The sequence below is a fragment of the Brevibacterium daeguense genome (assembly GCF_021729135.1).
Taxonomy (GTDB): Bacteria; Actinomycetota; Actinomycetes; order Actinomycetales; family Brevibacteriaceae; genus Brevibacterium; species Brevibacterium daeguense.
In genome coordinates this window covers 126,154-151,795 of the sequence record NZ_JAJTWW010000009.1, presented here as the reverse complement: position 1 = coordinate 151,795, position 25,642 = coordinate 126,154, and the positions used below count along the sequence as shown (strand labels likewise).

Here is a 25,642-nt window from a genome sequence, read left to right as displayed (position 1 = left end):
GAGATCGGAAGGCGCGCCGCAGCAGGCCGGGCGTCAGGCCGAGCGCGCTGCCTCCCCCGCGCCGACGGGCAGCGCGGCAGCGGCGGTATCCAGCGGCTCCGCCGCAGCGCAGTCGCGAACGGCCGAATCCCCGGCGGCTTCGTCGTCGACGAGCACCTCGCGCGCCGGCGAGCGATTCGCGCCCAGCTTGATGAACCCGACTCCGCCGAGCACGAGCACCCCGCCCGCGAGCTGCATGAGCACCGGGAGCTCAGCCAGCACCAGCCAGGCGACGACGACGGAGAAGGGCACCTCGATGAGGTTGACGAAGCTCGACACCGTCGCCCCGATCAGGCGGATGCCGGCAATGCCGGTCAGGTACGCCCCGCCCGTCGCCATGACGATCAGGAACACACCGACGTACCAGGGAACGCTGATCTCACCGAGCGCGATGTCGGCGGTGCGGAATTCGTAGTCGAGCAGCCCAGTGGGCCACAGTGCCAGGATCACGCCGGCGCCGATCCCCATGCCGATCCCCGTCATTGCCACGGCCGGGATCTGGATGTCGGTCTTGGCGCCGACCAGGAAGTACGCGCACAGGCAGACAGCGGCGCCGAGTGCCATGAGCACGCCTCCCAGATGCAGCTGCGCTCCGCGCGGATCGAGGACGAGCACCAGCCCCGACATCGAGACCGCCATCCCGATGAATGTCAGGAGCGAGGGCCTGGCCTTGGTCCGCAGCCACACCCAGAACACGATCATCAGGGGTGCGGTCATCTCCAGCAGCAGCGCCACCGCGACGGTGAGGTGCTCGACCGCCATGAAGAACAGCCCCTGAACGCCGGCCATCGCCACCACTCCGTAGACGAGGAGCATGCGCCAATGAGTCCGGACCTCCGACCAGCGGCCGCGCATCGCGAGCACGGTCGGCAGCGCCAGCAGCACCGCGCACCCCAGGAGTCGCAGCAGCACCACCGACCCGGGAGTCCAACCCGTCGCATACATCGCCTTCGCGACCGGACCGGCCGCAGCGAACAGGAATGCGGACACCAGGGTCAGACCGAAACCGACCAGGGTCTGCTGCTTCACGACAACCTCCTCACAGAGATCAGGATCGAGCGCCGGACGGGAATGCCGAGGACGCGGAGTCGAGCAGTGGAAGATCACTGGTGGGGTTCACCAGGGATGAGTCAGGGCGCAGCCGGATGCTTCAGCAGCGTCCGGCACTTTGCCCCTGACATCCTACATGACCGGCCGGAACCACATAGCAGCACGTCATCAGTCAAACGGATGTCGCTCATGAGCAGGTTTCGGCCCCAGTCCGCCGACTCCGCTACAGTGGACCCTCATGCCACTGACCCAGGAAGCCCGCGTCAACCTCACCCTGCTGGTCGACCTCGTCAACACGGGGCGCTCCGGTCACGAGGAGCTGCCCGACCCGGCGTCCCTGAGCTCCTTCGTCCGCGACCACGGATTCTCGACACCCGCCTCGGGAACGGACATCGAGCTGCAGCAGGTTCACGACGTCCGGCAGGAGTTCTCGACCGTGTTCGAGGCCGAATCGGTCGAGAGCGTCGTCGCCCTCGTCAACGCCACACTGCTGCGCTGCAGCGCTTTGCCGCAGCTGGTCCGCCACGACGACTGGGGCTGGCATCTGCACGCCGTCGCGCAGACAGCCCCGCTGGCCGACAGGATCGCCGTCGACATCGCATTGGCCCTCGTCGACACGGTCCGGGAGGACGAGCTCTCGCGACTGCAGCGGTGCGCCGCGGAGGATTGCGATGCCGTCTTCGCGGACTTCTCCCGCAACCGATCCAAGCGCTTCTGCGACCTGGGCAACTGCGGAAACCGAACGCATGTCGCCGCCTATCGCCGCCGGCAGGAGGAAGAGGCGACTCCCGGTAAACGTTAGGCTGGATTCATGGTCGCCATCGGAATCTCCATCGGCGTACTCGCCGTCCTCGCCTCCGCCGTCGCACTGGCCCTCGTCGTCTCGCCGTGGTGGTGGATCCTGGCCGCTGTCGCGGCTCTCCTCCTCGTCGTCGCGATCATCGACCTGATCCAGCCGCGGAAAGCCGTCCTGCGCAATTTTCCCGTCCTGGGTCACGGGCGCTATCTGATGGAGGAGATCCGGCCGATGATCCAGCAGTACTTCATCGAGCGCAACACCGACGGACGGCCGTTCGACCGGGACGTGCGCAGCCTGATCTATGAGCGAGCGGCCGGCCGGCATTCGGTGAAGTCCTTCGGCACCGAGCTCGAGGTGCGCGAGCCCGGCTACGAATACCTCATCCACTCCGTCCAGCCGGGCAGGATGCCCGAGGGTGAGCACCGGGTTCGCCTGGGCGGGCCCCAGTGCAGCCGGCCGTATGACGCTTCACTGCTGAACATCTCCGCGATGAGCTTCGGCTCGCTGTCCAAGAATGCGGTGCTGGCGATGAACCACGGCGCCGCACAGGGCGGATTCCTCCACGACACCGGCGAGGGCGGGCTCACCAAGTACCACCTCGCGGCCGGCGCGGATCTGATGTGGGAGTTCGGCAGCGGCTACTTCGGCTGTCGAGACGCGGACGGCGATTTCTCCCCCGAGGAGTTCGCCGCCAAGGCGCAGCTGCCCGAGGTCAAGGCGATCACGATCAAGCTCTCACAGGGAGCAAAGCCGGGGCTCGGCGGCGTGCTGCCGGCGCACAAGGTGACGCCCGAGATCGCCGAGGCGCGCGGAGTGCCCGTCGGCGCCGACTGCATCTCGCCGCCGGCCCACAGTGCCTTCGCCAGCCCGCGCGAGATGATGCAGTTCATCGGGCAGCTGCGTGAGCTGTCCGGCGGCAAGCCCATCGGCTTCAAGCTGTGCGTGGGAATGCGCCGCGACGTGCTGGGCATCTGCAAGGCGATCCTCGAGACCGGGATCCTGCCCGACTTCATCATCGTCGACGGGTCCGAGGGCGGCACCGGCGCCGCGCCCCTCGAGTACGAGGATCACATGGGAACCCCCCTGACCGAGGGGATCCATGTGGTCCACAACGCGCTGGTGGGATGCGGACTGCGGGAGCACATCAGGATCGGTGCGGCCGGCAAGATCGCCAGCGGCAACGATATCGTCCGCAGACTCATCCAGGGTGCCGACTTCTGCATGTCCGCGCGCGCCATGATGATGGCAGTGGGGTGCATCCAAGCGCAGAAGTGCCACACCAACCGCTGCCCGACAGGAGTCGCCACCCAGGACCCGAAGCTCTACCGCGGGCTCGACGTCCCGTCGAAGTCCGAGCAGGTGTACAACTACCACCGCGCCACCGTCAGGGAGGCGAAGCAGATGATCGCCTCCCTCGGGGTCGACAGGCCCGAGGAGCTCGACCATCAGATGCTGCGCAAGCGCGTCTCCCAGACTCGGGTCGTGTCCTACGCCAGCCTCTTCAACTGGATGCGGCACGGCGAGCTGCTGAATGATCCGCCGCGAGGGTGGGCCGCCGACTGGCGCGTCTCCTCCCCCGACCGCTTCGGCCCGGGGCCCTCGATGGGCGCGAACCGCTATGGCCGCCCGCCGGCGAGCGGGCAGCCCCAGCCGCCGGACCTGGTGCAGGAAGACCCGAACGAGCCCAGCTACCGAGCGTGATCCGACGCTCTCGGCGTTTCCCACGGCAGGATACCTTGTGTGATGAAGCCAGCAATCGTCTCCAGCCATTGTCCAGACAACATCCAGATTCCGGCACCATACTGAATCCATGGCTTCTTCACACGATTCCCAGGATGTCGAGGCGACTCTGCTCGTCGTCGACGATGAACCCAACATCCGTGAGCTGCTGTCGACCAGCCTCCGCTTCGCCGGCTTCGATGTCGTCTCCGCCGCCAACGGAGCCGAGGCGCTCCGCCTGGCGGAGCAGACCGAACCCGACCTCCTCGTCCTCGACGTGATGCTGCCCGACATGGACGGCTTCACCGTCACCCGCCGCCTCCGCCAAGCCGGCCGCCACATCCCCGTGGTGTTCCTCACCGCCCGTGATGACACGTCCGACAAGATCACCGGCCTGACCGTCGGCGGCGATGACTACGTCACCAAGCCCTTCTCGCTCGAAGAGGTCGTCGCTCGGATCCGCGCAGTGCTCCGCCGCACGCACAGCCCCGAGGACGAGGAGACGGCCGTGATCCAGGTCGGGGAGCTCGAGCTCGACGACGACACTCATGAGGTGCGTCGCGGCGGAATCCTCATCGACCTGTCCCCCACCGAGTTCAAGCTGCTGCGCTACCTCATGCTCAACGCCAACCGGGTGCTGTCGAAGGCGCAGATCCTCGACCACGTGTGGGAGTACGACTTCGGCGGCGACACCGGGATCGTGGAATCCTACATCTCCTACCTGCGGCGCAAGATCGACACCGCCCCCACGACCGATGAGGCCGGCAACCCCATCGAACTCGAGTGGACGCCCATGATCCAGACCAAGCGCGGCGTCGGCTACATGCTGCGCACCCCGGAATCCAAGTAAGCGGTTCGCGCCATTTCCTCCGTCGTACGGCACAACCGGAGAGAGCGGACAGTCCTCTGGGACGAATGGTCGCTCACCACCAAGCTGCTCACCATCATGATGACGCTGATGGTGCTCGTGCTGTCGGGGACGAGTGCATGGGTGCTGGAGAACCTGCGCGCCAGCCTCATCGAGCGAACCGATCAGCGGCTGATCCAGGCTTCCGAGGCGCTCGCCATCCAGGCCGCGGACCAAGTGCTCGTTCCCTCCCCGCTGCGCACTCCGGGAAACGCGACCCCTTCCGAGGAGTCGCTGCGCAGCCTGCTTCCCGGTTCCTACTACGTGCAGTTCTTCACCGCCGACGGCAGGAAGATGTACGACCCGGTCGCGCCCGAACCGGACAACACGCCGCTGCTGCCGACGATCGACCTGGAGACCGTCAACACGATGCAGGGACGGCCGTTCACGGTGTCCGGCACCGGGTCGCAGTGGCGGATCCGGGCGCTTCGGGTTGAGAACTCATCCCTGCTCGTCGCCATCGGTGTGCCCTTCGACCGCGACATCGACGCCATCAGCGAGCGTGCCCGCAACACGATGGTCGGGATCGGGATGCTGGCCCTGGCGCTGGTGGCGGGGGTCGGCTACTTCGCGATCACGAACACCTTCCGCCCGCTCAAGGACATCGAGGAGACCGCCTCGCGGATCGCTGCGGGCGACCTCTCCCAGCGGGTGACGACCTACCCGCCCAATACGGAGCTGGGCCGGCTGTCAGCAGCCCTCAACACCATGCTCAGTCGGATCGAGGACTCCTTCGACGGGCAGACGCGATCGGAGAAGCGAATCCGCCAGTTCGTCTCCGACGCCTCCCACGAGCTCCGCACTCCCCTGGTGACGATCCGCGGCTACGCCGAGCTCTACCGCCAGGGCGCGATCCGGGAGCACGAGCAGGTCGCGCAGGCCATGGAGCGGATCGAGTCCGAGGCCAAGCGCATGGGCGTACTCGTCGAGGACCTCGTCGTCCTGGCCAGGATGGACGAGCTCCGGCAGGCCGAGACCGGACCGGTCGACATCGGCGGAATAGTCCGCGATGCCGCCGCCGATGCTGCCGCCCAGGACCCGGACCGCGACATCAGCTTCATCGGCCTGGACGGCGGGGATGCCCCCGAGGTGCCGGCCGTCATCGGCTCCGATTTCAAGCTCCGCCAGGTGATCATGAATCTTGCCGGCAACGCAGTCCGCCATACTCCCCCGCGCACCGCGATCGAATTCGCCGTCGGCGTCCACGGCATTCCCGAGGCGCCGCCCGAGCCCAAGGAGTCCAAGCCGGAGAAGGGGTTCGTGACCGGACCGGTGCGCATCTTCAAACGCGACAACGGCGACGACAAGAAGAAGGGCGAGGACAGGAGAAGGAATGAGGACAAGAAGAAGTCCAGGTCGGGAGCCCAGGCGATCACCCCGGACGTGACGGCCGCAGGAGGGGTACGGGTCAGCGAGGACCTCCACGGCTTCCCGGCAGGCCGGGTCAGGTTCGAGGTTCGCGACCACGGCGAGGGCATCGACCCCGACGAGGCGCCGCGCATCTTCGAGCGCTTCTACCGCCTCGACGCCTCCCGCAACCGCGACACCGGAGGATCGGGGCTGGGCCTGTCGATCGTCAAGGCGATCGTCGACTCCCACCGCGGCGAGATCTCCGTGCACCCGACACCGGGAGGCGGAGCAACGTTCCGGGTTGATCTGCCGATCCCACCTGCGAAGAAGACCAGTGACGGCGACGCCGCAGAGCCCGAATTCACGAGGAAGGACCAGACATGAGCCAGAACCCCCACGGACCCGGATCAGGCAGTTCCCACGATCCCCGCCACGGAGGGCAGAGCGGCGGACAGCCCAGCGGCGCCCAGCCCGGAAGCAGCGGCCAGCCGAGCAGCGCTCAGCCGGGAGTCGGCAACCAGCCGAGGGGTGGCACCCAGCAGTTCGGCCGGCCATCGTCGAATCCGTCCCAGCACGGACCCTCGGCCTCCGGCCCGGCCCCTCACGGGCAGCCCCGACCCGGACAGTCGCCCTATGGTGCGCCCGCTCCGGGACCCGGGCAGACCTCCCCGGGTTCCAGTCCCTCCGCGCCCGGGCCGGGCCCCTCCTCCGGTCCTGGTCAGCAGCGCCCGGGGACGTCGGCAGGACCGTATTCCCCGAACCAGCCCTACGGAAGCGGGCCCGGCCCGAGCAGCGGCGCTGCCGCCGGCTCGTATGGGGCGTCGGCTCCGGCACGGGGCACAGCTGCAGGCCCGCCGGGCTCGAATCCGTCGCAGACCGCATACGGCGCGCCCTCTGCCGCCGCTGACTCTCGGCCCCGGCGTCGCGGCTCCGGCCCGGGATGGCTGGCGGTCATCGGGCTGGCGCTCGTGGCCGCACTCATCGGCGGCGCCATCGGCGTCGGCTCGACGCTGCTGGCCGGCGCTCAGGAGGAGCAGGAGAACCCCGGCGAGGCGACCATCGAGACTCCTGACTGGACCAAGATCGCTGAGCAGGCATCCCCGAGCGTGGCAGCGATCCAGGTGGGCATGAACGGCGAGATCAGCGGACTGGGGTCCGGCTTCGTCTATGGGGACCAGGGCCACGTCATCACGAACAACCATGTCGTCGCCGCGGCCGATGCCCCCGGTGGCGAGGTGCAGGTGGTTCTCAGCACCGGCGCGACTGTCAATGCGCAGATCATCGGGCGCGACCCGGAGACCGACATCGCGGTGCTCGACCTCGAGCAGCAGCCCGAGGGCCTGACACCCCTGCCGGTGGGTCAGTCCTCCGAACTGGAGGTCGGCGAACCGGTGATGGCGCTCGGCAACCCGCTCGGCCTGGCCGACACCGTGACGACGGGTATCGTATCCGCGCTCAACCGTCCGGTGACGACGACCAACATCGGGGAGAACCCGACCGAGCAGGACGTGGCGCTGACCATCACCAATGCCATCCAGACTGACGCCGCGATCAACCCCGGCAACTCGGGCGGCCCGCTCGTCAACGGCACCGGTGAGGTCATCGGCGTCAACTCTTCGGCGGCGACCCTGCAGGAACCCGGTTCCGGTGGTCAGGGTGGTTCGATCGGCATCGGCTTCGCGATCCCGATCTACCAGGCGACGAACATCGCCGACCAGCTGATCTCGACCGGCGAGGCCAAGCACCCGCACCTCGGCGTGAGCATCACCTCGAGCGAGGTCGAGTTCAACGGCATCTCCCGCGGCTCGGCCATGGTCTCATCGGTCTCCGGCGGCTCGCCTGCCGAACAGGCCGGCATCGAGGACGGCGACCACATCATCGCGGTCAACGGCACCGCAGTGAACTCCGCGGTGTCGCTGCAGGCGATCATTCGCTCGCAGGCGATCGGCGACACCGTCACGATCACTCTGGTGCGGGGCGGTCAGCAGATGGATCTGCAGGCGACGCTCGCCTCCGAGTGACGCGAGGTCACCGAGCTTCCGGCTCCGGTGACTCTGCGGCTGTGGACGAATCCCCTTCGTCCACAGCCGTTCGCGTTCAGTCGCGGAGGCCGACGCCGGGTCGAGACGCTGGTGGCACCGAACTCACCGAGCCAGGAGGAGCCATGTCCATACTCGAAGTCGATGCCAACCGCGTGATGTCGACGGCCGCCACCGCCACGCGGTCCGTCGCCGTGCTCTCCGCAGAAGTCGATGCGCTCATGCGCCATCTGCGTGCTCTCAACGAATGCTGGCGCGGCAGCGCTGCTCAGAACTTCAACCTCGTCGTGGAGGACTGGGAGGGAGTCCAGCGGCGGGTGCATGAGTCCCTGGAGTCGATCAAGGAGGCACTCCACGTGGCAGGGCGTCAGTACACCGAGGTCGAAGACGCCAACACCCGCCTGTTCATGCGCTGAGCCCGGTCTCGGGGCGCCCTCTTCGGCGGAAATTTCCAGGCGGACCCAGTAGTGTTGATCAGGACAGCATTGCGACGACGGTGCCGTGCCCGGGTTCGTGCCGGGCACGACGCCGCCGCCCGAGGATCGGCCTCGAAGGAGATTCCCCCAGCATGAGCATTTTCAGACGAATCGCCATGATTTTCGGCGCCAAGGCGAACAAGGCTTTGGACAAGGCCGAGAATCCCAACGAAACGCTCGACTACTCGTACCAGAAGCAGCTGGAGCTGCTGCAGAAGGTACGACGCGGAGTGGCTGACGTCGCCACCAGCCGGAAGCGCTTGGAGCTCCAGATCGGCCAGCTCGAGCAGCAGCAGACCAAGCTGCAGTCGCAGGCGCAGAAGGCGCTGGAGGTCAACCGCGAGGATCTGGCTCGTGAGGCCCTGACCCGGCGGTCCGGCCTGTCCCAGCAGATCGCCGATCTGCAGGCTCAGCACCAGAATCTCCAGGCCGAGGAGCAGAAGCTGACCACCGCCTCCCAGCGACTGCAGGCCAAGGTGGACGCGTTCCGGACCAAGAAGGAGACGATCAAGGCCACCTACACCGCGGCCGAGGCGCAGACGAAGATCGGCGAGGCGTTCTCCGGCATCTCCGAGGAGTTCGGCGACGTCGGCCTGGCGATCCAGCGGGCCGAGGACAAGACCGCCCAGCTGCAGGCGCGGGCCGGGGCTGTCGACGAGCTTATCGCCTCGGGCGCACTCGACGACATGACGGGCACCTCCAAGGACGATCTCACCGCCCAGCTCGATGCGCTGTCCAGCGACAACGATGTGGAGATGGAGCTGGCCCGGATGCGCGAGTCGCTGCCGAGCGGCCCATCCGCCGGTCGGCCGGCGCTCGAGGCCGAGGACGCGGAAGTGTCCGATCCCGCCGCTGATCGCAGCGCGGAAGGCCGAGGAGGTGTCCAGTGATCGTTCGCATCATGGGCGAGGGCCAGTTCAATGTGGCCGACGTCGAGCAGGACACCCTGCAGAAGTATGACGACGAGGTCGAGGCGGCGGTGGAGTCGGGCGATTCCGAGCATGTCCATCAGGCGCTCAGCACTCTGCGGCAGTACGTGCTCGACCATGCTGAACCGGTCGCTGACGACTTCCTCGGCAGCTCGGACATTGTGATCCCGTACCCGGACGCCGAGATCGAGGAGATCCAGCAGATGCTCACCGGCGAAGGCTTCATCCCGGAGCTGACCTGAGTGAGAGCTGAAGGGGCGACCTGCGAGTCGCCCCTTCACGCTTCGGACCCGAGCGTCCGAGCGCACTGACTTCGGCAGTCGAGCACGCCGAGCCGGGTTCCGACCGCCGCACCGACAACCGCCAGGAGGCAGGAGAGCAATGAGTCGCACGCGCTTCGTCAAGGATCGCGGACTGACGTTCCGGATGGGGATCACGGTCTTCCTCAACGGTCTGGTCTACGTTGTGCTCATCCTGGCCATCTGGTGGATCCTCGGACAGAGCGTCGCCGGGGTCATCGGCGCCATCATCATCAGTGCCGGACTGTTCTTCTTCCAGTGGTACTTCTCCGATTCGATCGCGCTGAGATCGATCAACGGCCGGATCGTGACGCCCGAGCAGGCTCCGAAGCTCCACACGATGGTCGACCGGCTCTGCCAGCTCGCCGACTCCCCCAAGCCCAGCGTCGCCTACTCCCCTTCTCGGGTGCCCAATGCCTTCGCAACCGGCCGGTCGCCCAAGCACTCGGTCGTCTGCGTCACGCAGGGCCTGCTCGATCAGCTGGAGCCGAAAGAGGTCGAGGCGGTCCTTGCTCACGAGCTCTCGCACGTCGCTCACCGCGACGTCACGGTGATGACTGTTGCCGGGGTCACCGGAGTGGTCGCCAGCCTCATGATGCGCAGCTTCCTCTACACCGGAGGCTCCCGGAACAACAACAACAACGGCTTCCCCATCCAGCTCGCATTGCTCCTCGTGGGCGTCGTCGTCTACGCGCTGAGCTTCGTTCTGATCAGGGTCCTGTCGCGCTACCGTGAGCTGGCCGCCGACCGAGCCGGGGCCCTGCTCACCGGGAGCCCCTCGACGCTGGCCTCCGCTCTGACGAAGATCAGCGGCGAAATGGGCCGCATCCCGGAGCGCGATCTGCGTGCCTCCGCCGGCGCGAACCACTTGGCCCTGGTGCCGGCCGCCAACGGCAAGAGCGTCATCCAGCTCTTCGCCACCCACCCCACGCTCGAAAAGCGCCTGGAGCAGCTGAGCAGGATCTCGGCCCAGCTGTCCCGGCCGATGTGAGAGGCACAGGAGCTCCATGGGATTCCTCGACGCGATTCTTGGCCGCAGCAAGCCGAAGAAGGCCAATCTGGACGACCTCTTCGCCCTGCCTCCGGCAGCGCTGACCATGCAGGCCGCAACCGCCTTCGTGCCGACCGGCACCGGTGGCGTGGCGTTCCGGGAAGTGGAGGGCGGAGCCTTCGCCCAGGTCGAGCAGGAGAGCCGCGCACTCATCGCCAAGGATCCCGACTGCAAAGTCCGACAGGTCAACGACGGCTTCGGCTACACCTGGCAGGTCATCACGGATGCGAATGCAAGCACTTCGAATCTGGTCACCAATATGCACGCGGTGAACTCCTCTCTGGAGAACCAGGGCTTCGGTCCCATGCTGCTGTGCTCGACGCTCTACTTCGCCGAACCCTCCGGTCGCCGCGCGGCGCTGGTGTACCTGTACAAGCGCGGGACGTTCTACCCGTTCGTGCAGCTCGGACCGCATCGGCGCGACAGCGCCCTGGAGATCCAGCTGCGCGGAGTGCTCTCCGGGGAGCTCGAGATCGAGAGCGACATGTCCAAGTGGTCACCGGTGTGGGATGCACCGGGAATGCTCGACTGACCCCGAGCCCTTCTCGACTGATCGCGTTCCCTCGGAGGTGAGCTTCCGTTGCCTCCGCGGCACCTCGGGCGCACGAGTCAGTCGCGGGACACGGAGAAGGTGACTCCAGCCGCCTCCACGGTGTCACCGGGCACGATCGTGCGACCCCGCCTCGTCTCGACTTCGCCGTTGACGCGCACTTCTCCAGCGAAGATGAGCTCTTTGGCGATCGTGCCGTTGTCGGCCACTCCGTGCAGCTTCAGCAGCTGTCCCAGCCGGATGCTCTCGTCGCGGATTCCCACAGTGTCCATGATCCGAGTGTAATGCGGTCGGACCGACTGCCGCCCGGAGGAAGACGTCGGTCGGTCGAGCAGGCAGTCAGAACCCGAAGTCGAATCCGCCGCCGAAATCGCCGCCCCCCAGGTCGCCGCCGACATCGCCACCGCCCATGTCCTCGCCCCCGCCGGTGTCCATGCCGTCCTGGTAGCCGTCCGCGTAGGAGCCGTCCCAGCCGCCTCCGAAGCCGCCGAACATCATCGCGCCCATGAGAACGCCGGGGAGCAATCCGGAACCGGCGTAGGAGTTGAAGTAGCCGCGGTTGTACTCGGCGTAGGCGGGTCCGGCCTCCCAGTACGCGCGTCGTGTATGACCGTTGCCGGTCGCAACCTTGCGAACTGCGGGCTCCGCGCCGACTGCAACGCGCTCGGCGTCGGCCGCGCAGACCGGCACCGGTCGCGGCTGACCGCCCGCCGGTGCCCAATCGACATCCTCCACGGAGGGGCCGTGCTGAGGGTTGAAGAAGCACGGCGGGCGGCGCACGGGCAGCGGCTTGCCGTCGACACGGGCCCGAACGCACTTGGCGGCGTAGCGGCCGTCCTCGAGCGCCTCGGTGACGTGGCCGATGTCCTCCGGGTCCTCGACCCGGTCGAGGGTCTCCTTGGCAGTGTCGTATGCTTCGAGCGCCCGCTGATAGTCCTGTCGTCCGCCCTCGTCGAGTTCGACTCCGGCGGTCACGATGTCGAGGTCGGCGACCTCTTCTCCGAAGGATGTGACGTCTTCGGCTGCTGCAGACTTCACGAGAGCGAGTTCTTCGGACTTGCGCTCCAGCTCGCGTGTGCGCTCACGGCGGGAGCCGACCATGAAGGCCACTCCCACGATGATGAGCAGCGCCAGAAACACATATCCCATTGTCGAACCTCTCTGCGGTGATCCCACTGGCTTGTGCGCTTACCCCAGCAATTATCGTTGCGGAACCTGGCAGCCGACTGTGTTCGGAGCGCGGCGGAGCTTCGAGTTCCCCGCGCGTCCGAGCGTCACCCGATTGCTCCGGCGGCCCCGAAAGCGACCGTGACAGCTCCGCCGAAGTAGGCCAGCACGATCATGAACACCCGTGCGGTCTGCACCGGCAGGACTCGCGACAGAAGCTCTCCCGCCAGCTGACCCAGCAGCAGCGCTGCCACGATCGCCACCCAGGTCGCGCCCGGGAGGATCGGCACCGCCGACGGGTCGAAGGCGATCTTCGCAATGATCGCCATCAGGCCGGTGAGCACGAAGTAGGGCTGCAGCGTTGCAGCGAAGGATCGCTGCTCCCACCGGGTCATGATGGCGTAGACGCTCATGGCGGGTCCTCCGACTCCGGCGGAGCCGCTCATGAAGCCGGAGAAGAAGCCCGCAGTTGCGCTCTTGACCGGGCTGGGTCGGACCGGAGGTGCGAACCGGCTGCCGAGCAGCGACATGGTCAGCGCAGCGATGATCAGTGCGCCGATGAAGATCCGAACCGCATCCTGCGGGAGCAGTGTCGTCACGAGAGCGCCGGGAATTGTGCCGAGCAGAGCTCCGACCGCCAGCACCGCCACGCGCTTCCATCGAACCTCGCGAAAGGTCCGCGAGAGCACGATCAGCGAGGACAGCACCCCGCAAGCGTTGATCAGCACCACCCCGGCGACCGGGTCCAGCAGCACCACGAGGAACGGCCCTGCCACCATTGCGAATCCCATGCCCGTGGTCCGCTGCATCAGCGCGCCGAGGAAGACGAACGCGACGATGAGCACTACGACGAAATCCACAACCCGATGGTAGTCCGGAAGTCCGGTACCCTGCTGACATGGCACTCGACAGCGCAGTCTGGCTGACGTTCAGCGCGGATCCCCGCGCTGAGGGCGCCCTGCGTGCCTCCGACCGGGACCGCGGCAGGGTCTTCGAGATCCTCGGGGGTGCATTCGCCGAGGGTCTGCTCGACGTGGACGAGCATGCGGAGCGGCTCGAAGCGGCCGGCGAGATCAAGACTCTGGCCGAAATCGTGCCGCTGCTGGAGGATCTCGTCCGCCCCGCGGATATTCCCGCTCCCGGCACCGCTCCCCTGGTCCGGCCGGAGATCGCAGCGCTGGACGAGCACGACGACGAGATCCCCACCACCCCGGAGGGGATCGACGCGACCGCGCTGGAGCTCTACCGCGCGGATCTGCGCAGGATGGCGATCTCCTCGGCCGCTCCCTCTCTTCTCACCGTAGCGATCTGGCTGGTGATCTCCATAGCGTCCCGGGAGCTGATCTTCTTCTGGCCGGCCTTTGTCATCCTCGGCACGGGGATGGGAGTCTTCTCGACCGTCATGGCCAAGGATTCGATCATCAAGCAGCGCAAGCGGATGCTCACCACACGAGCCAAGGCCAAGCTCGGGGATGCGGATGCGCAGGCGGAGATCCGGGCGAACCCGAAGGCCTTCGAATACGACATCACCGGCACCCGCGCCAAGCGCAGGATCCGCAGGGCTGAGATCGAGCGACGCAGAAGGCGGGGCGAGGGACCGCTGTTCTGAGACCGGCACACCACCGAAGGCCGATCTCAGCGAGCCGTCGGGGCTCTGATCAGCGCGGGCGGCACCGGCACCGCGGACGGGATCGCTCAGCCCCGAACAGCACAGGAGGCGAGACCGGGACGCACCCGATCTCGCCTCCTGTGGCGGGCGCCGGCTGGGCCGACGAGCGGTGGATCAGAAGTCCATGCCGCCCATTCCGCCCATTCCACCGTCGCCGCCCGGCATTGCCGGGGCAGGCTCGGGCTTTTCGGCGACGACTGCCTCGGTGGTGAGGAACAGACCGGCGATCGAGGCGGCATTCTGCAGAGCAGAGCGGGTCACCTTGACCGGGTCGTTGACTCCCGCAGCGAGCAGGTCCTCGTACTCACCGGTCGCGGCGTTGAGGCCGTAACCGGGTTCGAGGTGCCGCACCTTCTCCGCGACGACGCCCGGCTCGTGCCCGGCGTTGGCCGCGATCTGCTTGAGCGGAGCCTCGATGGCGACCTGGACGATCGACGCACCGGTCGCTTCGTCACCGGTCAGCTGCAGGTTCTCGAAGGCCGTCCTGCCGGCCTGGAGCAGTGCCACGCCGCCACCGGCGACGATGCCTTCCTCCACAGCCGCCTTGGCGTTGCGCACTGCATCCTCGATGCGGTGCTTGCGCTCCTTGAGCTCCACCTCGGTGGCGGCTCCGGCCTTGATGACTGCGACACCGCCGGCCAGCTTGGCCAGACGCTCCTGCAGCTTCTCGCGGTCGTAGTCGGAGTCCGAGTTCTCGATCTCCGCCCGGATCTGCGCCACGCGGCCCGCGATCTCCTCCGAGTCGCCGGCACCTTCGACGATGGTGGTCTCGTCCTTGGTGATGACGACCTTGCGGGCGGTGCCCAGCAGATCGAGGGTGGCGTTCTCCAGCTTGAGTCCGACCTCTTCGGCGATGACCTGCCCGCCGGTGAGGATTGCGATATCGGCGAGCTGAGCCTTGCGGCGGTCTCCGAAGCCGGGAGCCTTGACGGCCACGGACTTGAAGGTGCCGCGGATCTTGTTCACGACGAGCACGGCCAGGGCTTCGCCCTCGACGTCCTCGGCGATGATGAACAGCGGCTTGCCCGACTGCTGCACCTTCTCCAGCACCGGGAGCAGGTCCTTGACGTTCGAGATCTTCGAGTTGACGATCAGAACGTAGGGATCCTCGAGCACAGTCTCCTGTCGCTCGGTGTCAGTGACGAAGTAGCCGGAGATGTATCCCTTGTCGAAGCGCATGCCCTCGGTGAGCTCGAGCTCCAGGCCGAGGGTGTTGGACTCCTCGACGGTGACGACGCCTTCCTTGCCCACCTTGTCGATGGCTTCGGCGATGAGCTCGCCGATCGCCGGATCACCGGCGGAGATGCCGGCGGTGGCGGCGATCTGCTCCTTGGAGTCGACGTCCGTGGCGGAGTCGAGCAGCACCTGGCAGACGGCTTCGACAGCCTTCTCGATGCCGCGCTTGAGGCTCAGCGGGTCAGCACCTGCCGCCACGTTGCGCAGGCCCTCGCGGACGAGCGCCTGGGCGAGCACCGTGGCCGTCGTGGTGCCGTCGCCGGCAACGTCGTCGGTCTTCTTGGCGACTTCCTTGACGAGTTCCGCACCGATCTTCTCGTACGGATCCTCGAGTTCGATCTCCTTGGCGATGGAGACGCCGTCGTTGGTGATGGTCGGCGCGCCCCACTTCTTCTCGAGCACGGCGTTGCGACCGCGGGGTCCGAGCGTGACCTTGACGGCATCGGCCAGGGTGTTGAGCCCCGCCTCGAGTCCGCGACGTGCTTCCTCGTCGAATGCAATGAGCTTTGTCATAGTGGCAGTGGTCCTCCCTGTACGGGGTGGGATGTTCGTCGCTGCCCCGAATGCCCGCGACGGCCGGGTTCGCACCGCTGATTCCCTTCCACAGCGGCACTCATCCCTCAATTCGGATCAGCGTTACACCGCTACTAGATTTAGCACTCTGCCCCTGAGAGTGCAAATGCGCGGGACCGCTCCCGCCATGCCCGAAGGCACGGCCGGAGCGGTCCCGGAAAACACGAAACCGGAGGCCGAAGCCTCCGGTTCCACGATCTGTCGAGGGGATATCAGGCGAGAGTCACGGACTCGGCCTGAGGACCCTTGTCGCCCTGTCCGACCTCGAACTGCACCTGCTGGCCCTCTTCGAGGGAGCGGTAGCCGTCCATCTGAATTGCGGACCAGTGAACGAAAACGTCCTGCTCGCTGCCGTCAACGGTGATGAAACCGTATCCCTTTTCGGCGTTGAACCATTTGACCGTACCTTGCGCCATTACTTCTCCATCAACAACTGCGGGCGCGCGTTAAGCGCATCTTATGAGTGCCTTCAGGCCTTGCATGTTACCGACACCCCGCTCCCCTTCGAGCTTTGGTGCCCGGCCGAAAACGAAGTCCCAGGGCCAAGTTCGGTCCTGACAGACTCAAGTTCATCTTAAACCGCTGAATCGGTGAAACACAAGCGAGCCCGCGACGAGTTCGCAGGTCACGGGTCCTCAGTTGCAGCACCGGGGGTCGCAGCGCCGGGCGTCGCAGAGCCGGGTGTCTCCGCTCCGCCGCCCGGCTCCGAATCAGCGATGTCGGAGCACACGACGACGGTGATGTCGCCCTGGAATTCGGTGGATTCCTCGACATCCTCGATGCCGAGCAGATCGGCGATCGCGCGCGCCTCCATCTCGAATTCCGAATCCGAGTAGTGCACCGACGAGACGCTGTCCGGCGTCGAGTAGTTGCCGACCTGCGCGATCTCCCAGCCGGCATCCTCGACTGCGTCGCCGAATCGACCCGCGACGCCGCCGACCCCCGAGGCATTGAGCACGGTCACCGAGGCGGTCTTCTCCACGACCTCGACCGAGTCCCCCGCAGCGGTCTCGGTGGGATCAGCGGTCTCCTCAGCAGTCGCCGCGGGCTCCGCGACCTGCTGTTCCGGATCCTCGGCGGAGGACCTGATGATGTTGACCGCACCGAGCACGAGCAGCAGAGCGGCGATCGCCAGCACCGAGATCAGCGCGATCGCCCCCGCCTGGCTCCTGGTTCCTCCGGTCCGTCGATGAGCGCCCTTGCGCTGCATGGGCGGGATGTCGTCGAATTCGTCCTTCGGATAACGTGCCATGACTACCTCGCGATCCGCGCCTGCGCCCGGTGGCGCTGCCGGCTGTCGCGGATCCTCCGCAGACGCTTCACGAGGACCGGATCGGCGGCGTAGGCTGCCGGGTTCTCCAGCAGCGAGTTCAGCACCTGGAAGTACGCAGCGGCCGACATGTCGAACCGGTCACGGATCGCGTGGTCCTTGGCTCCCCCGTAGGTGTACCACCGACGCTCGAACTCCAGGACCGCTGATTCGAGCTCGCTGAGCTCGCCGCCAGGGGACTTCGCCGAAGGGGAATCCGAGGCCGACGACTGCTCACCGGAGTGCTGCGTGTTCGACATGCCACCTGCTTTCTGTCTGGGTGCGGCCATTCTAACCAGAACCACATGACTGTAGTTCTACACAACGGCGCTGCCCCGCCGGAGCACCGGCGGGGCAGCGCGCTGCGCGACGATCAAGCGACCGGAGACCGACTCCGGCTCCGGGTCTGGCTCCGGGCCCGGGTCCGGGTCCGGGTCCGGGTCCGGGTCCAGGTCCGGCTCCGGGTCCGGCTTCGGGTCCAGGTCCGGCTCCGGGTCCGGCTCAGCGGAGCTTGACGTTGATCTGCTTGATCTGGGTGAAGCCCTCGAGCATGCCCTCCAGGGAAGCCTCGCGGCCGAAGCCGGAGGTCTTGTACCCGCCGTAGGACTGGCCGGCCACCTGGCCGCCGCCCTGGTTGATCTGCACCCAGCCGGACTGGATCCGGTCGCCCAGGCGCAGGCCTGCGTCGATGTCCTTGGTGAACACGAAGGCTGCCAGGCCGTACTCGCTGTCGTTGGCCATCTCCACGACCTCGTCCTCGGTGCGCCACCTGATCACCGACAGCACCGGTCCGAAGATCTCCTCCTGGCTGGTCTGCCAGTCGTTCTTCGCGTTCGCGAACACCACCGGGGCGTGATAGAAGCCCGGCTCGCCGACCGTGAGGTCCTCGGAGCCGTCGTAGGCGACCTCGACGCCGTCCATGGACTTGCCGATCTCGATGTAGTTCGCGATCTGGTCGTACTGCTTCTGGTTGATGATGCAGCCGATGTCGCTGGATTCGTCGCGCGGATCGCCGACCTTCATGGCCTTGAGACGCTCGACCAGGCGGGCCAGGAAGTCGTCGTGGATGTCCTCGTGGAGGAACAGCCGCGAGCCCGAGGTGCACGACTGGCCCTGCCGGGCGAAGCGGGTCGCGAGCACCACCTGGTCGAGGACCTCGTCGGTGTTGGAGTCCGGGAACACGATGCTCGGGCTCTTGCCCCCGAGCTCCATCGAGGAGTGCGCCAGTCGTCTGCCCGCAACCTCCGCGACATGCCGTCCGACGCCGGTCGAACCGGTGAACGACACCTTGTCGACGTCGCTGTGCTGGACGAGGGCCTCGCCGATCACGGAGCCCTTGCCGGTGACGACGTTGAACACGCCGGGCGGCAGGATCTCGCCGATGACCTCGGCCATCTTGACGATGGTCAGCGGGGCATCCTCGGCGCTCTTGAGGATCAGGGTGTTGCCCGCGGTGAGCGCGGCCGGGGTCTTGAAGGCGGCGATCATGAGTGGCGAGTTCCACGGCAGGATGCCGGCCACGACTCCCAGCGGCTCGCGCTTGGTGTACTGGAGCTGGCCGTCGCCGGCAGGCAGGGTCACGCCCTTGACCTCACCGGCCACGCCGCCCATGTAGCGGAACAGGTCGACGAGGGTGGCCGTCTCCGGCCGTGCCTGGGTGCGGATCGCGTTGCCGGTGTCGAGGGCCGTGAGCTCAGCGAGCTCCTCGGCGGCGGCTTCGAGCGCATCGGCGCACTTGAGGATGAGCTTCTGCCGCTCCTTGAAGTGCAGCCCGGCCCAGCCCGGGAAGGCCTTTCGAGCAGCGGCTACGGCGCGATCGGCGTCCTCGGCCTTGCCGTCGGGCACGGTTGCTACGACGCAGTTGCGGTCGATCGGGGTGATGACATCGGTGCGAGCACCGTCGGCGGCTTCGACCCATTCGCCGTCGATGAACATCTTCCAGTGCGTGGGTGACGGGAAATCAGTCATGGGATCCTCACTTTGAGTGTGTACTGGTGTCGCCAGTACCGGTGTCGTGTCAGTGTCGTGTCAGTGCTGTGTCAGTGCTGTGTCGTGTCGGTTCGGCCGGTGCCGGCCATGGTCTTCCGGGTTGTCCTCACGAGGGGAAGGATTCGTCGACGAGCTGCCGGACGATCGAGCAGTCGCGCCCGCCCTGCCCGGCGTCGGCGACCTGCTGCAGCATTCCCTGGACCATCTCGCCCAGTCGGAGCGGCGTTCCGGTCTCCTCACCGGCGGCGAGCGCCAGCTGGATGTCCTTGTTGGCGAGGTCTGCGGTGAAGGTCGGCGCGAAGTCGCGGTTCGCCGGCGAGGAGTCGACGACGCCGGGATACGGATACCAGGTGCGCAGCGGCCAGGAGTCGCCGGACGAGACCTTGGCGATCGAGTAGAACACCTCATGGTCCAGGCCCAGACGATCCGCCAGCACCGCGGCCTCGGACGTCGAGACCATGTTGATGAACAGCATCAGGTTGTTGCAGATCTTTGCCGCCTGCCCGGTGGTCGGACCACCGGTGGCGATGATGTTCCCCGCCATCGGCTCGATGAACGACCGAGCCTTCTCGAACGCTTCGACCGCTCCGCCGACCATGAAGGTCAGAGTCCCCTTCTCGGCCCCGGCGATTCCCCCGGACACCGGCGCGTCGAGGAACTCGAATCCGGCCGCGGCTGCTTCATCGTGCAGGAGGCGGGCCGAGGCGACGTCGATCGTCGAGGAGTCGATGAGCAGCGTGCCGGGGGCTGCATGGGCGAAGATCCCGTCCTCGCCGAGGTACGCCGCGCGGGAATGCTCACCCTTGGGGAGCATGGTGAACGCGACATCCGCGCCCGCGAGCGCCTCGGCGGCGGAACCCACCCCGACCACTCCGTCGGCGACAGCGGCGGCCTGCGCCCGCTCCGACAGATCGAAGCCGCGCACGGTGTGCCCGGCTTCCACGAGGTTGGTCGTCATCGGGTGGCCCATGAGGCCCAGTCCGATCCATGCAATGGTCGCCATGCTGCGTCCTTTCGAGAGCGTCCGTTCAGCAGTGAACTCCACCCGAGCATATCGCTCCGCTGTGTTGACGGTCACCTCAGGGCGGTCCTCTAGGGTGGGCGGAATGAGCCGCACTCTGCCTCCTCTCGACACGATCATGGCTCCCGACTGGGCACAGGCGCTCACCCCGGTGGAGGACGCGATCCACCGGATGGGTGAGTTCCTGTGCGCCGAGGCCGCCGCCGGTCGCGGCTACCTGCCCGCCGGGGAGGACATCTTCCGCGCCTTCGCCCACCCGCTGGCCGAGGTGCGCGTCCTGATCGTGGGCCAGGATCCCTATCCGACGATCGGCCATCCGATCGGGCTGTCCTTCGCGGTCGCTCCCGAGGTGCGGCCGCTGCCGCGCTCGCTGCAGAACATCTACGCGGAGCTGGAATCGGACCTCGGCATTCCGCCGGCGGCCTCGGGCGACCTGCGGCCGTGGGCTGCGCAGGGCGTGATGCTCCTCAACCGCGTGCTGACCGTGGAGCCCGGCCGTCCCGCCTCCCATCGGGGCAAGGGCTGGGAGGAGATCACCGACTGCGCCATCGACGCGCTCGTCGCCCGAGGCGGTCCCCTGGTGGCGATCCTGTGGGGCCGGCAGGCGCAGTCACTGGAGCCGCGCCTGCAGGGCGTCCCCCTGATCAAGTCGGCCCACCCGTCGCCGCTGTCGGCTGCTCGCGGGTTCTTCGGCTCCCGCCCGTTCAGCCGGACGAACGAGCTGCTCGCCTCACTCGGGGGGCGGCGTGTCGACTGGCGTCTTCTTGCGTGAGCGCAGCGGACGGGCGAGGAAGTCGCCGAACGTCGCGCCCACGGCCAGGGTGGCGTTGGCGGTGATGGCGGCCAGCAGCGAGGACAGGCCCAGGGACAGCGGCACCGCCTCCTGCGGCTGCACGATCTCGTAGACCGCCGAGAAGATTGACAGTCCCTGCAGCAGGGGGAAGATCGCCGGGACCAGTACGACGATGGGAGGAGCCCCCCGGCGCAGGGCGATCGGCCGGCACAGCAGGCCGACGACCGTCGAGGAGATGAGGCAGTTGATGATGTTGCCCAGTCCCAGCACCGAGCCGACGACGTAGACGATGAAGCCCACCAGGCCGATGATCGCAGCGGGCAGGATGACACGCCTCGAGGTCAGGTTGCCCACGCAGGCAGCCGCCCCGACACCGAACGCCGCCACCGTCGAGATGATCGTGGCCAGCACCTCGACCCCGCCGGAGTCGACGATGATCTCCACCGGCGACAGGCCGATCGCCTCTCCGATCATGAGGCCGAGCGCGATGCCGGAGACGATGCCGGCCATCGTCATGAGCACGCGCACCAGCCGGCCGGACGCGGTGATGGGGAAGTCGGTGAGGGCGTCCTGCACCGCGGCGATGATGCCCATGGTCGGCAGGAGCAGGACGATGCCGCTGGCGACGAGGAACTGCGGGCTGGCGATGAGGTCCAGGGTCCAGGCGGTCATCGCCACCAGGGTCGTGAATGCCGCCTGGATGAGCGTGTTGAAGAACTCCGGCATGCCGGTGCGCGCAAGCAGCTTGCCGAGGCGGTCGTTGATGATCGCCATCACCAGCCCGAGAGCCGCGGAGAGGTAGCTGCCGCCGAGCAGGATGACGAAGCAGGCGGCGAGGAATCCCCAGGCCAGGGTCACGAGCGGTTCGGTGTACGGTCGGCGCTGCCTGCGGATGGCGTCCAGCCGCTCGCGCGCTTCGAGGTACTCGGTCCGGCCGTCGACCATGTCGGTGACGAGTTTGTGGACCGAGGACAGCTTGGCGAAGTGGATCGACTCCTCACGGTTGACCCGCAGCGCCGTCATGTGCCGTCCCTCGGGATCCGTGTAGTGGACGGTCAGGGAGTTCGAGGTGAGATCGACCTCGGAGTTGGGCAGGCCGAGGGAGGTGCAGGTGGCGATGACGGAGGCCTCGACGTCAGCGGTGTTGGCACCCGCGCGCAGCATGATCGCGCCGATGTCGACCGCGAGGTCGAGGATCATGCGCGCGGCGTCCTCGGACTTCGCGGATGCCTCGACCGGCTTCTGGTACGGGGTGCCCTTGAGGACCTGAACGATCGGGATCGGCTGTGTGGTCGGGGCCTTGTCGGAGATGATCCGGTTGACGGCCTTGCGTGCGATCCGCTCGGCGACGTTCTTCGGGTTCGCGCCGGCGGGCCTGGTCTTGCCCAGCAGCCTCTTGGCTCGCGACGTGCCGGCGCCGTCCGTCGGAGCTGCCGTGGGCGCGGCCGCGTCCGGGGCCGATTGCGAACCTGCGCCCGAGTCCGATCGCGAACCTGCGTCCGGGGCCGATTGCGGACCTGCATCAGGGGTCGGTCGCGAACCTGCGTCCGGGGCCGATCGCAAACCCGCATCAGGGGTCGCCCGCGCACCTGCACCTGGGTCTGACGCGGTCGGAGCGGAGTGGGGGGTGCGGGTGCGCAGCGCCGCTCCGGCGGTCGGGCTCGGCGGCTGGTCCCCTCCGCCGTCCTCTCCGCGGGTTCGACCGTCATCGGCGGGGGGCGCCTGGGGAGACGTGGGCGTCCGATGAGATGTCACCCGGGGAATCTCATCGGTCTGCGGCTCCGAGCCGTCCGAGTCCGCGGTCGGCAGCTGTGCGGTATCGGGTTCCGCGGGGGTGAAGGACCGAGATTCTCTGTTCGGCGTCATGGCAGGTGGACGAAGGTCGTGCCGAACGGATCTGCCACCCGCCCCTCCCCCGCGTCCCAGTCGTGGGTGTACACCTCGCGACCGTCCACGAAGACCTGGACTGCCCGTGCTTCGACGTCGAGCGGGTGGGCGGACCAGATGACGACGTCGCCGTCCTTGCCCGGCTCGAGGGAGCCGAGGCGGTCGTCGAGTCCCATGATCCGCGCAGGGTTGATCGTGATGGCGTCGAGTGCGACGGCAGGATCCAGGCCGGCCCGGATGCTCAGGGCGGCTTCATCGCGCAGCAGCTCGATGGGCACGACCGGGTGGTCGGTCGTCAGTGCGATCCTCACACCGGCGGCGACCAGCACGGCCGGCGTGCTGACGGTGCGGTGGCGCAGCTCGACCTTCGATCGCGACGTCAGGATGGGTCCGACGATGACGTCGACCCGCTTGTCGGCGATGTAGTCGGCGATCAGGTGGGCCTCCGTCCCGTGGTTGATGACCAGCCGGTAGCCGAACTCCTCGGACAGTCGGATTGCGGTGGCGATGTCGTCCGCGCGGTGGCAGTGCTGGTCGAACAGCAGTCCACCCTGGAGAACCTGGCTCAGCGTCTCCATCGTCAGATCCTCATCGTGGAGCACTCCGAGTTCCCGGGCGTCGGCCTTGTGGGCCGCGTAGTTGCGGGCGGCGACGAAGGCATCGCGGATCACCTTCGCTACGCCGGTCCGCACCGACGGCAGCCGGTTCAGCCGGCCGTGCGCCTCCTTCGGGTTCTCGCCGAGCGCGGCTTTGACGGAGACGTTCTCGCTGATGAGCATCTCGTCGACCACCCGCCCCCACGTCTTGACCGCTGCACTGCGGCCGCCGATGGGGTTGGCCGATCCCGGTTTGACGACCGCGGAGGTGACCCCGCCGCGCAGGGCATCGCGGAAGCCGATGTCGGCGGGGTTGATTCCGTCGATCGCCCGCAGCGCGGCGCCATTCGGATCCGTGGCCTCGTTGGTGTCGTTCGCGATCTGCGCCTCGCCGTCCTCGTGGATGCCGAGGTGGGCATGGGATTCGACCAATCCCGGCGACACGAAGGACCCCGCTGCGTCGACGATACGGATGTCGTCGGGCAACGGCACCTCGGCGGCGGGACCGACGGCCGTGATGCGCCCGTCCTCGACCAGGACGGTGCCGTCCAGGATCGGCTCCGCGCGGCGGGCTCCGGAGGCAATCGGAAGAACAGTGCCGCCGGTGATCGCGACGGTTGTCCCGAACCGGACCGGGACGGGTTGGTACATCTGCTGTCTCCTTGGCTCATGCTGCGACGGAACGGGCAGCGCCGGCAGCGCTCTCCGGTAGCCGGCTCACGTACCAACCGTACTGCCCAGCTCGCCGCCGCGCCGCTCCAGGCGCTTCCGGCCGAAGCGTGCCAGTGCGGACCGGTCGGCTCGGATCGGACCACCGAAGATCCACCCGGCTCTCGGCCGGCGCGATCTAGAATCGCACCATGAGTGAGCGCATCACCAGCTACGCGGCAATCGGCGACTCCTTCACCGAGGGTCTCATGGATCCTGCACCCACCGGAGGTCCGGGGATCTTCCGCGGATGGGCGGATCGCCTGGCCGAGCAGCTCGTCACCAGCCCGATCGGGTCCTCGGATCTGCTCTATGCGAACCTGGCGGTCCGCGGCAGGCTGCTCGGCCACATCGTCGACGAGCAGGTCCCGCGCGTGCTGGAGCTGAAGCCGGACTTCGTCACGATCGCAGGCGGCGGCAACGACTGCCTGCGCCCCAACACGGACATCGAGGCTGTCGCATCCCGCTTCGAGCACGCGGTGGTCGCGCTGCGGTCGGCCGGCATTCGGGTGATGATCGCCAACGGCTTCGAGACCCGCAGCGCGACGCCGCTGATCAAGTCGATGCGGTCCAAAGTCGCGATCTACAACTGCCACCTGTGGACCATCGCCCAGCGCCATGGCTGCGCCATGCTCGACCTCTGGGGCCTGCACGGACTCTACGCACCCCCGATGTGGGCCCCGGATCGCATCCACCTCAGCTCCCTCGGACACGAGCTGGTCGCCGACCAGGCACTGGCCACACTGGAGCAGGCACCGCTGCCGAGCTCCGGGTTCGATGTGCCCGAGCGCCCGAACCGCCCGTTGCGACGCGCTGTTGCCGAGGAGGCGACCTGGGTCCGCCAGCATCTGGCGCCGTGGGTGGGCAGGCGGCTGCGCGGCACCAGCTCCGGTGACGCGGTGCGTCCGAAGGCTCCTGAGCTGACCCGGGTTCGCCAGGATTGAGCGGCGACGCTAAGGGCTCGATCATGAGTGCGAACTGCCTTCCGATCCTCACTGCCATCGGCCTGCGTCTCCGCTGATCGTCACCGCCGGGGGCGGCGCTTCCAGAGGAGACATGGCTGGGTGGAGCCGCGCCTGACACCCATGCAGTGAGGGATGGCAGGGGACGCCTTCTCGACCGCGCTGGTGTCCGCGTTCCACCGCAGCCGATCGAACTGCCTGGGAAGCGAGGCAATGAGATGCCAGTCGGGTTCGAACGCGCTGAGGCAGACCTCGCAGTCGCATCCTGCTCCCATCTTCCTCATCCGCTCCTCGAGCGCGGTGGCCCGGGGCGCGGTGAGATCGCGATAGCGGAGCATCCACCTGCTGCCCGTGCACCCGAATTCCTCCAGCATGCGGTTCACGTAGCACACCAGGCACTCGTACGGCCGGACTTTCGTCAGCCGCTCAGCGCTCCGGGTCAGCTCTCGCTCCAGCTCGAACACGATCTCCTGGGACATCGTCATCCTTTCGTCGTGGTCCCACTCCTATCGCGGAGCACGGAC

At 67.4% G+C, this 25,642-nt stretch carries 26 protein-coding genes; 13 read left to right on the top strand and 13 right to left on the bottom strand.

Features of this window, described 5'->3' with window-relative positions; all coding sequences use genetic code 11:
- Positions 1 to 33 precede the first annotated feature (33 nt).
- Complete coding sequence (locus tag LXN01_RS09585) at positions 34 to 1,068, bottom strand: EamA family transporter (protein ID WP_236864477.1); 1,035 nt, start codon at positions 1,066 to 1,068, stop codon at positions 34 to 36.
- A gap of 259 nt (positions 1,069 to 1,327) precedes the next feature.
- Between LXN01_RS09585 and LXN01_RS09580 the strand changes: the two genes are divergently transcribed.
- The 10 genes from LXN01_RS09580 (at position 1,328) to pspAB (ending at position 11,190) form a co-directional block, all read left to right on the top strand.
- The gene (locus LXN01_RS09580; protein WP_236864476.1) at positions 1,328 to 1,891 is read left to right on the top strand and encodes a CGNR zinc finger domain-containing protein; all 564 of its coding nucleotides are present in this window, start codon (positions 1,328 to 1,330) and stop codon (positions 1,889 to 1,891) included.
- 9 nt (positions 1,892 to 1,900) lie between these two features.
- Positions 1,901 to 3,589 carry an FMN-binding glutamate synthase family protein gene (locus tag LXN01_RS09575; RefSeq protein ID WP_236864474.1) on the top strand — a complete coding sequence of 563 codons (1,689 nt, stop codon included), beginning with the start codon at positions 1,901 to 1,903 and terminating at the stop codon, positions 3,587 to 3,589.
- 109 nt (positions 3,590 to 3,698) lie between these two features.
- Positions 3,699 to 4,457: a response regulator transcription factor gene (locus LXN01_RS09570; RefSeq protein WP_236864473.1), complete on the top strand. Its 759-nt coding sequence runs from the start codon at positions 3,699 to 3,701 to the stop codon at positions 4,455 to 4,457.
- Positions 4,458 to 4,556: 99 nt separating this feature from the next.
- Positions 4,557 to 6,248: a sensor histidine kinase gene (locus LXN01_RS09565; RefSeq protein WP_236864620.1), complete on the top strand. Its 1,692-nt coding sequence runs from the start codon at positions 4,557 to 4,559 to the stop codon at positions 6,246 to 6,248.
- Positions 6,249 to 6,832: 584 nt separating this feature from the next.
- Positions 6,833 to 7,885 (top strand): S1C family serine protease, encoded by a 1,053-nt coding sequence (locus LXN01_RS09560; protein WP_236864471.1) that lies wholly within the window; start codon positions 6,833 to 6,835, stop codon positions 7,883 to 7,885.
- Positions 7,886 to 8,028: 143 nt separating this feature from the next.
- Positions 8,029 to 8,319, top strand: a complete 291-nt coding sequence (locus LXN01_RS09555) for a WXG100 family type VII secretion target (protein WP_236864469.1) — start codon at positions 8,029 to 8,031, stop codon at positions 8,317 to 8,319.
- A gap of 152 nt (positions 8,320 to 8,471) precedes the next feature.
- Positions 8,472 to 9,269 carry a PspA/IM30 family protein gene (locus LXN01_RS09550; RefSeq protein WP_236864467.1) on the top strand — a complete coding sequence of 266 codons (798 nt, stop codon included), beginning with the start codon at positions 8,472 to 8,474 and terminating at the stop codon, positions 9,267 to 9,269.
- Positions 9,266 to 9,550 carry a PspA-associated protein PspAA gene (pspAA, locus tag LXN01_RS09545; RefSeq protein ID WP_236864465.1) on the top strand — a complete coding sequence of 95 codons (285 nt, stop codon included), beginning with the start codon at positions 9,266 to 9,268 and terminating at the stop codon, positions 9,548 to 9,550. Before LXN01_RS09550 ends, pspAA begins: the two co-directional genes overlap by 4 nt.
- Positions 9,551 to 9,689: 139 nt before the next feature.
- Positions 9,690 to 10,598 (top strand): zinc metalloprotease HtpX, encoded by a 909-nt coding sequence (htpX, locus tag LXN01_RS09540; protein WP_236864463.1) that lies wholly within the window; start codon positions 9,690 to 9,692, stop codon positions 10,596 to 10,598.
- A 16-nt stretch (positions 10,599 to 10,614) separates the two neighbouring features.
- Entirely contained in the window at positions 10,615 to 11,190 is a 576-nt protein-coding gene (gene pspAB, locus LXN01_RS09535) for a PspA-associated protein PspAB (RefSeq protein WP_236864461.1), read from the top strand.
- A gap of 77 nt (positions 11,191 to 11,267) precedes the next feature.
- On the opposite strand, the gene LXN01_RS09530 is transcribed toward pspAB, so the two are convergent.
- From LXN01_RS09530 to LXN01_RS09520, 3 genes are all read right to left on the bottom strand, one after another.
- Positions 11,268 to 11,480, bottom strand: a complete 213-nt coding sequence (locus LXN01_RS09530) for an RNA-binding S4 domain-containing protein (RefSeq protein WP_236864459.1) — start codon at positions 11,478 to 11,480, stop codon at positions 11,268 to 11,270.
- Positions 11,481 to 11,547: 67 nt separating this feature from the next.
- Positions 11,548 to 12,357 (bottom strand): hypothetical protein, encoded by an 810-nt coding sequence (locus LXN01_RS09525; RefSeq protein WP_236864457.1) that lies wholly within the window; start codon positions 12,355 to 12,357, stop codon positions 11,548 to 11,550.
- Between the two features lie 125 nt (positions 12,358 to 12,482).
- Positions 12,483 to 13,235, bottom strand: a complete 753-nt coding sequence (locus LXN01_RS09520) for a sulfite exporter TauE/SafE family protein (RefSeq protein ID WP_236864455.1) — start codon at positions 13,233 to 13,235, stop codon at positions 12,483 to 12,485.
- A gap of 38 nt (positions 13,236 to 13,273) precedes the next feature.
- Here LXN01_RS09520 and LXN01_RS09515 point away from each other — a divergent pair, with 38 nt between their 5' ends.
- Positions 13,274 to 13,984 carry a DUF1707 SHOCT-like domain-containing protein gene (locus LXN01_RS09515; protein ID WP_236864453.1) on the top strand — a complete coding sequence of 237 codons (711 nt, stop codon included), beginning with the start codon at positions 13,274 to 13,276 and terminating at the stop codon, positions 13,982 to 13,984.
- Between the two features lie 174 nt (positions 13,985 to 14,158).
- Here LXN01_RS09515 and groL read toward each other — a convergent pair whose 3' ends face one another.
- The 6 genes from groL to mmsB form a co-directional block, all read right to left on the bottom strand.
- The gene (gene groL / locus LXN01_RS09510; protein ID WP_236864452.1) at positions 14,159 to 15,793 is read right to left on the bottom strand and encodes a chaperonin GroEL; all 1,635 of its coding nucleotides are present in this window, start codon (positions 15,791 to 15,793) and stop codon (positions 14,159 to 14,161) included.
- Between the two features lie 272 nt (positions 15,794 to 16,065).
- Positions 16,066 to 16,269, bottom strand: a complete 204-nt coding sequence (locus LXN01_RS09505) for a cold-shock protein (RefSeq protein ID WP_236864450.1) — start codon at positions 16,267 to 16,269, stop codon at positions 16,066 to 16,068.
- Between the two features lie 209 nt (positions 16,270 to 16,478).
- Positions 16,479 to 17,105, bottom strand: a complete 627-nt coding sequence (locus tag LXN01_RS09500) for a LytR C-terminal domain-containing protein (protein WP_236864448.1) — start codon at positions 17,103 to 17,105, stop codon at positions 16,479 to 16,481.
- A 2-nt stretch (positions 17,106 to 17,107) separates the two neighbouring features.
- Positions 17,108 to 17,422, bottom strand: coding sequence for a DUF3263 domain-containing protein (locus tag LXN01_RS09495; protein ID WP_236864446.1), 315 nt, complete (start codon positions 17,420 to 17,422; stop codon positions 17,108 to 17,110).
- A 241-nt stretch (positions 17,423 to 17,663) separates the two neighbouring features.
- Positions 17,664 to 19,130, bottom strand: coding sequence for an aldehyde dehydrogenase family protein (locus LXN01_RS09490; protein ID WP_236864445.1), 1,467 nt, complete (start codon positions 19,128 to 19,130; stop codon positions 17,664 to 17,666).
- 127 nt (positions 19,131 to 19,257) lie between these two features.
- Positions 19,258 to 20,154 (bottom strand): 3-hydroxyisobutyrate dehydrogenase, encoded by an 897-nt coding sequence (mmsB, locus tag LXN01_RS09485; RefSeq protein ID WP_236864442.1) that lies wholly within the window; start codon positions 20,152 to 20,154, stop codon positions 19,258 to 19,260.
- A gap of 103 nt (positions 20,155 to 20,257) precedes the next feature.
- Here mmsB and LXN01_RS09480 point away from each other — a divergent pair, with 103 nt between their 5' ends.
- Positions 20,258 to 20,944 (top strand): uracil-DNA glycosylase, encoded by a 687-nt coding sequence (locus tag LXN01_RS09480; RefSeq protein ID WP_236864440.1) that lies wholly within the window; start codon positions 20,258 to 20,260, stop codon positions 20,942 to 20,944.
- On the opposite strand, the gene LXN01_RS09475 is transcribed toward LXN01_RS09480, so the two are convergent.
- On the bottom strand, positions 20,903 to 22,831 hold the full coding sequence (locus LXN01_RS09475) for a threonine/serine exporter family protein (RefSeq protein WP_236864431.1): 1,929 nt from the start codon (positions 22,829 to 22,831) through the stop codon (positions 20,903 to 20,905). The genes LXN01_RS09480 and LXN01_RS09475 overlap by 42 nt on opposite strands.
- Positions 22,828 to 24,099: an amidohydrolase gene (locus LXN01_RS09470; protein ID WP_236864429.1), complete on the bottom strand. Its 1,272-nt coding sequence runs from the start codon at positions 24,097 to 24,099 to the stop codon at positions 22,828 to 22,830. The genes LXN01_RS09475 and LXN01_RS09470 overlap by 4 nt, the downstream gene beginning before the upstream one ends.
- Positions 24,100 to 24,308: 209 nt before the next feature.
- On the opposite strand from LXN01_RS09470, the gene LXN01_RS09465 reads away from it, so the two are divergent.
- A complete protein-coding gene (locus tag LXN01_RS09465; RefSeq protein ID WP_236864427.1) occupies positions 24,309 to 25,100 on the top strand; it encodes an SGNH/GDSL hydrolase family protein in 792 nt (263 codons plus the stop codon).
- 80 nt (positions 25,101 to 25,180) lie between these two features.
- On the opposite strand, the gene LXN01_RS09460 is transcribed toward LXN01_RS09465, so the two are convergent.
- Complete coding sequence (locus LXN01_RS09460) at positions 25,181 to 25,597, bottom strand: DUF2695 domain-containing protein (RefSeq protein ID WP_236864425.1); 417 nt, start codon at positions 25,595 to 25,597, stop codon at positions 25,181 to 25,183.
- Between the last annotated feature and the right edge of the window lie 45 nt (positions 25,598 to 25,642).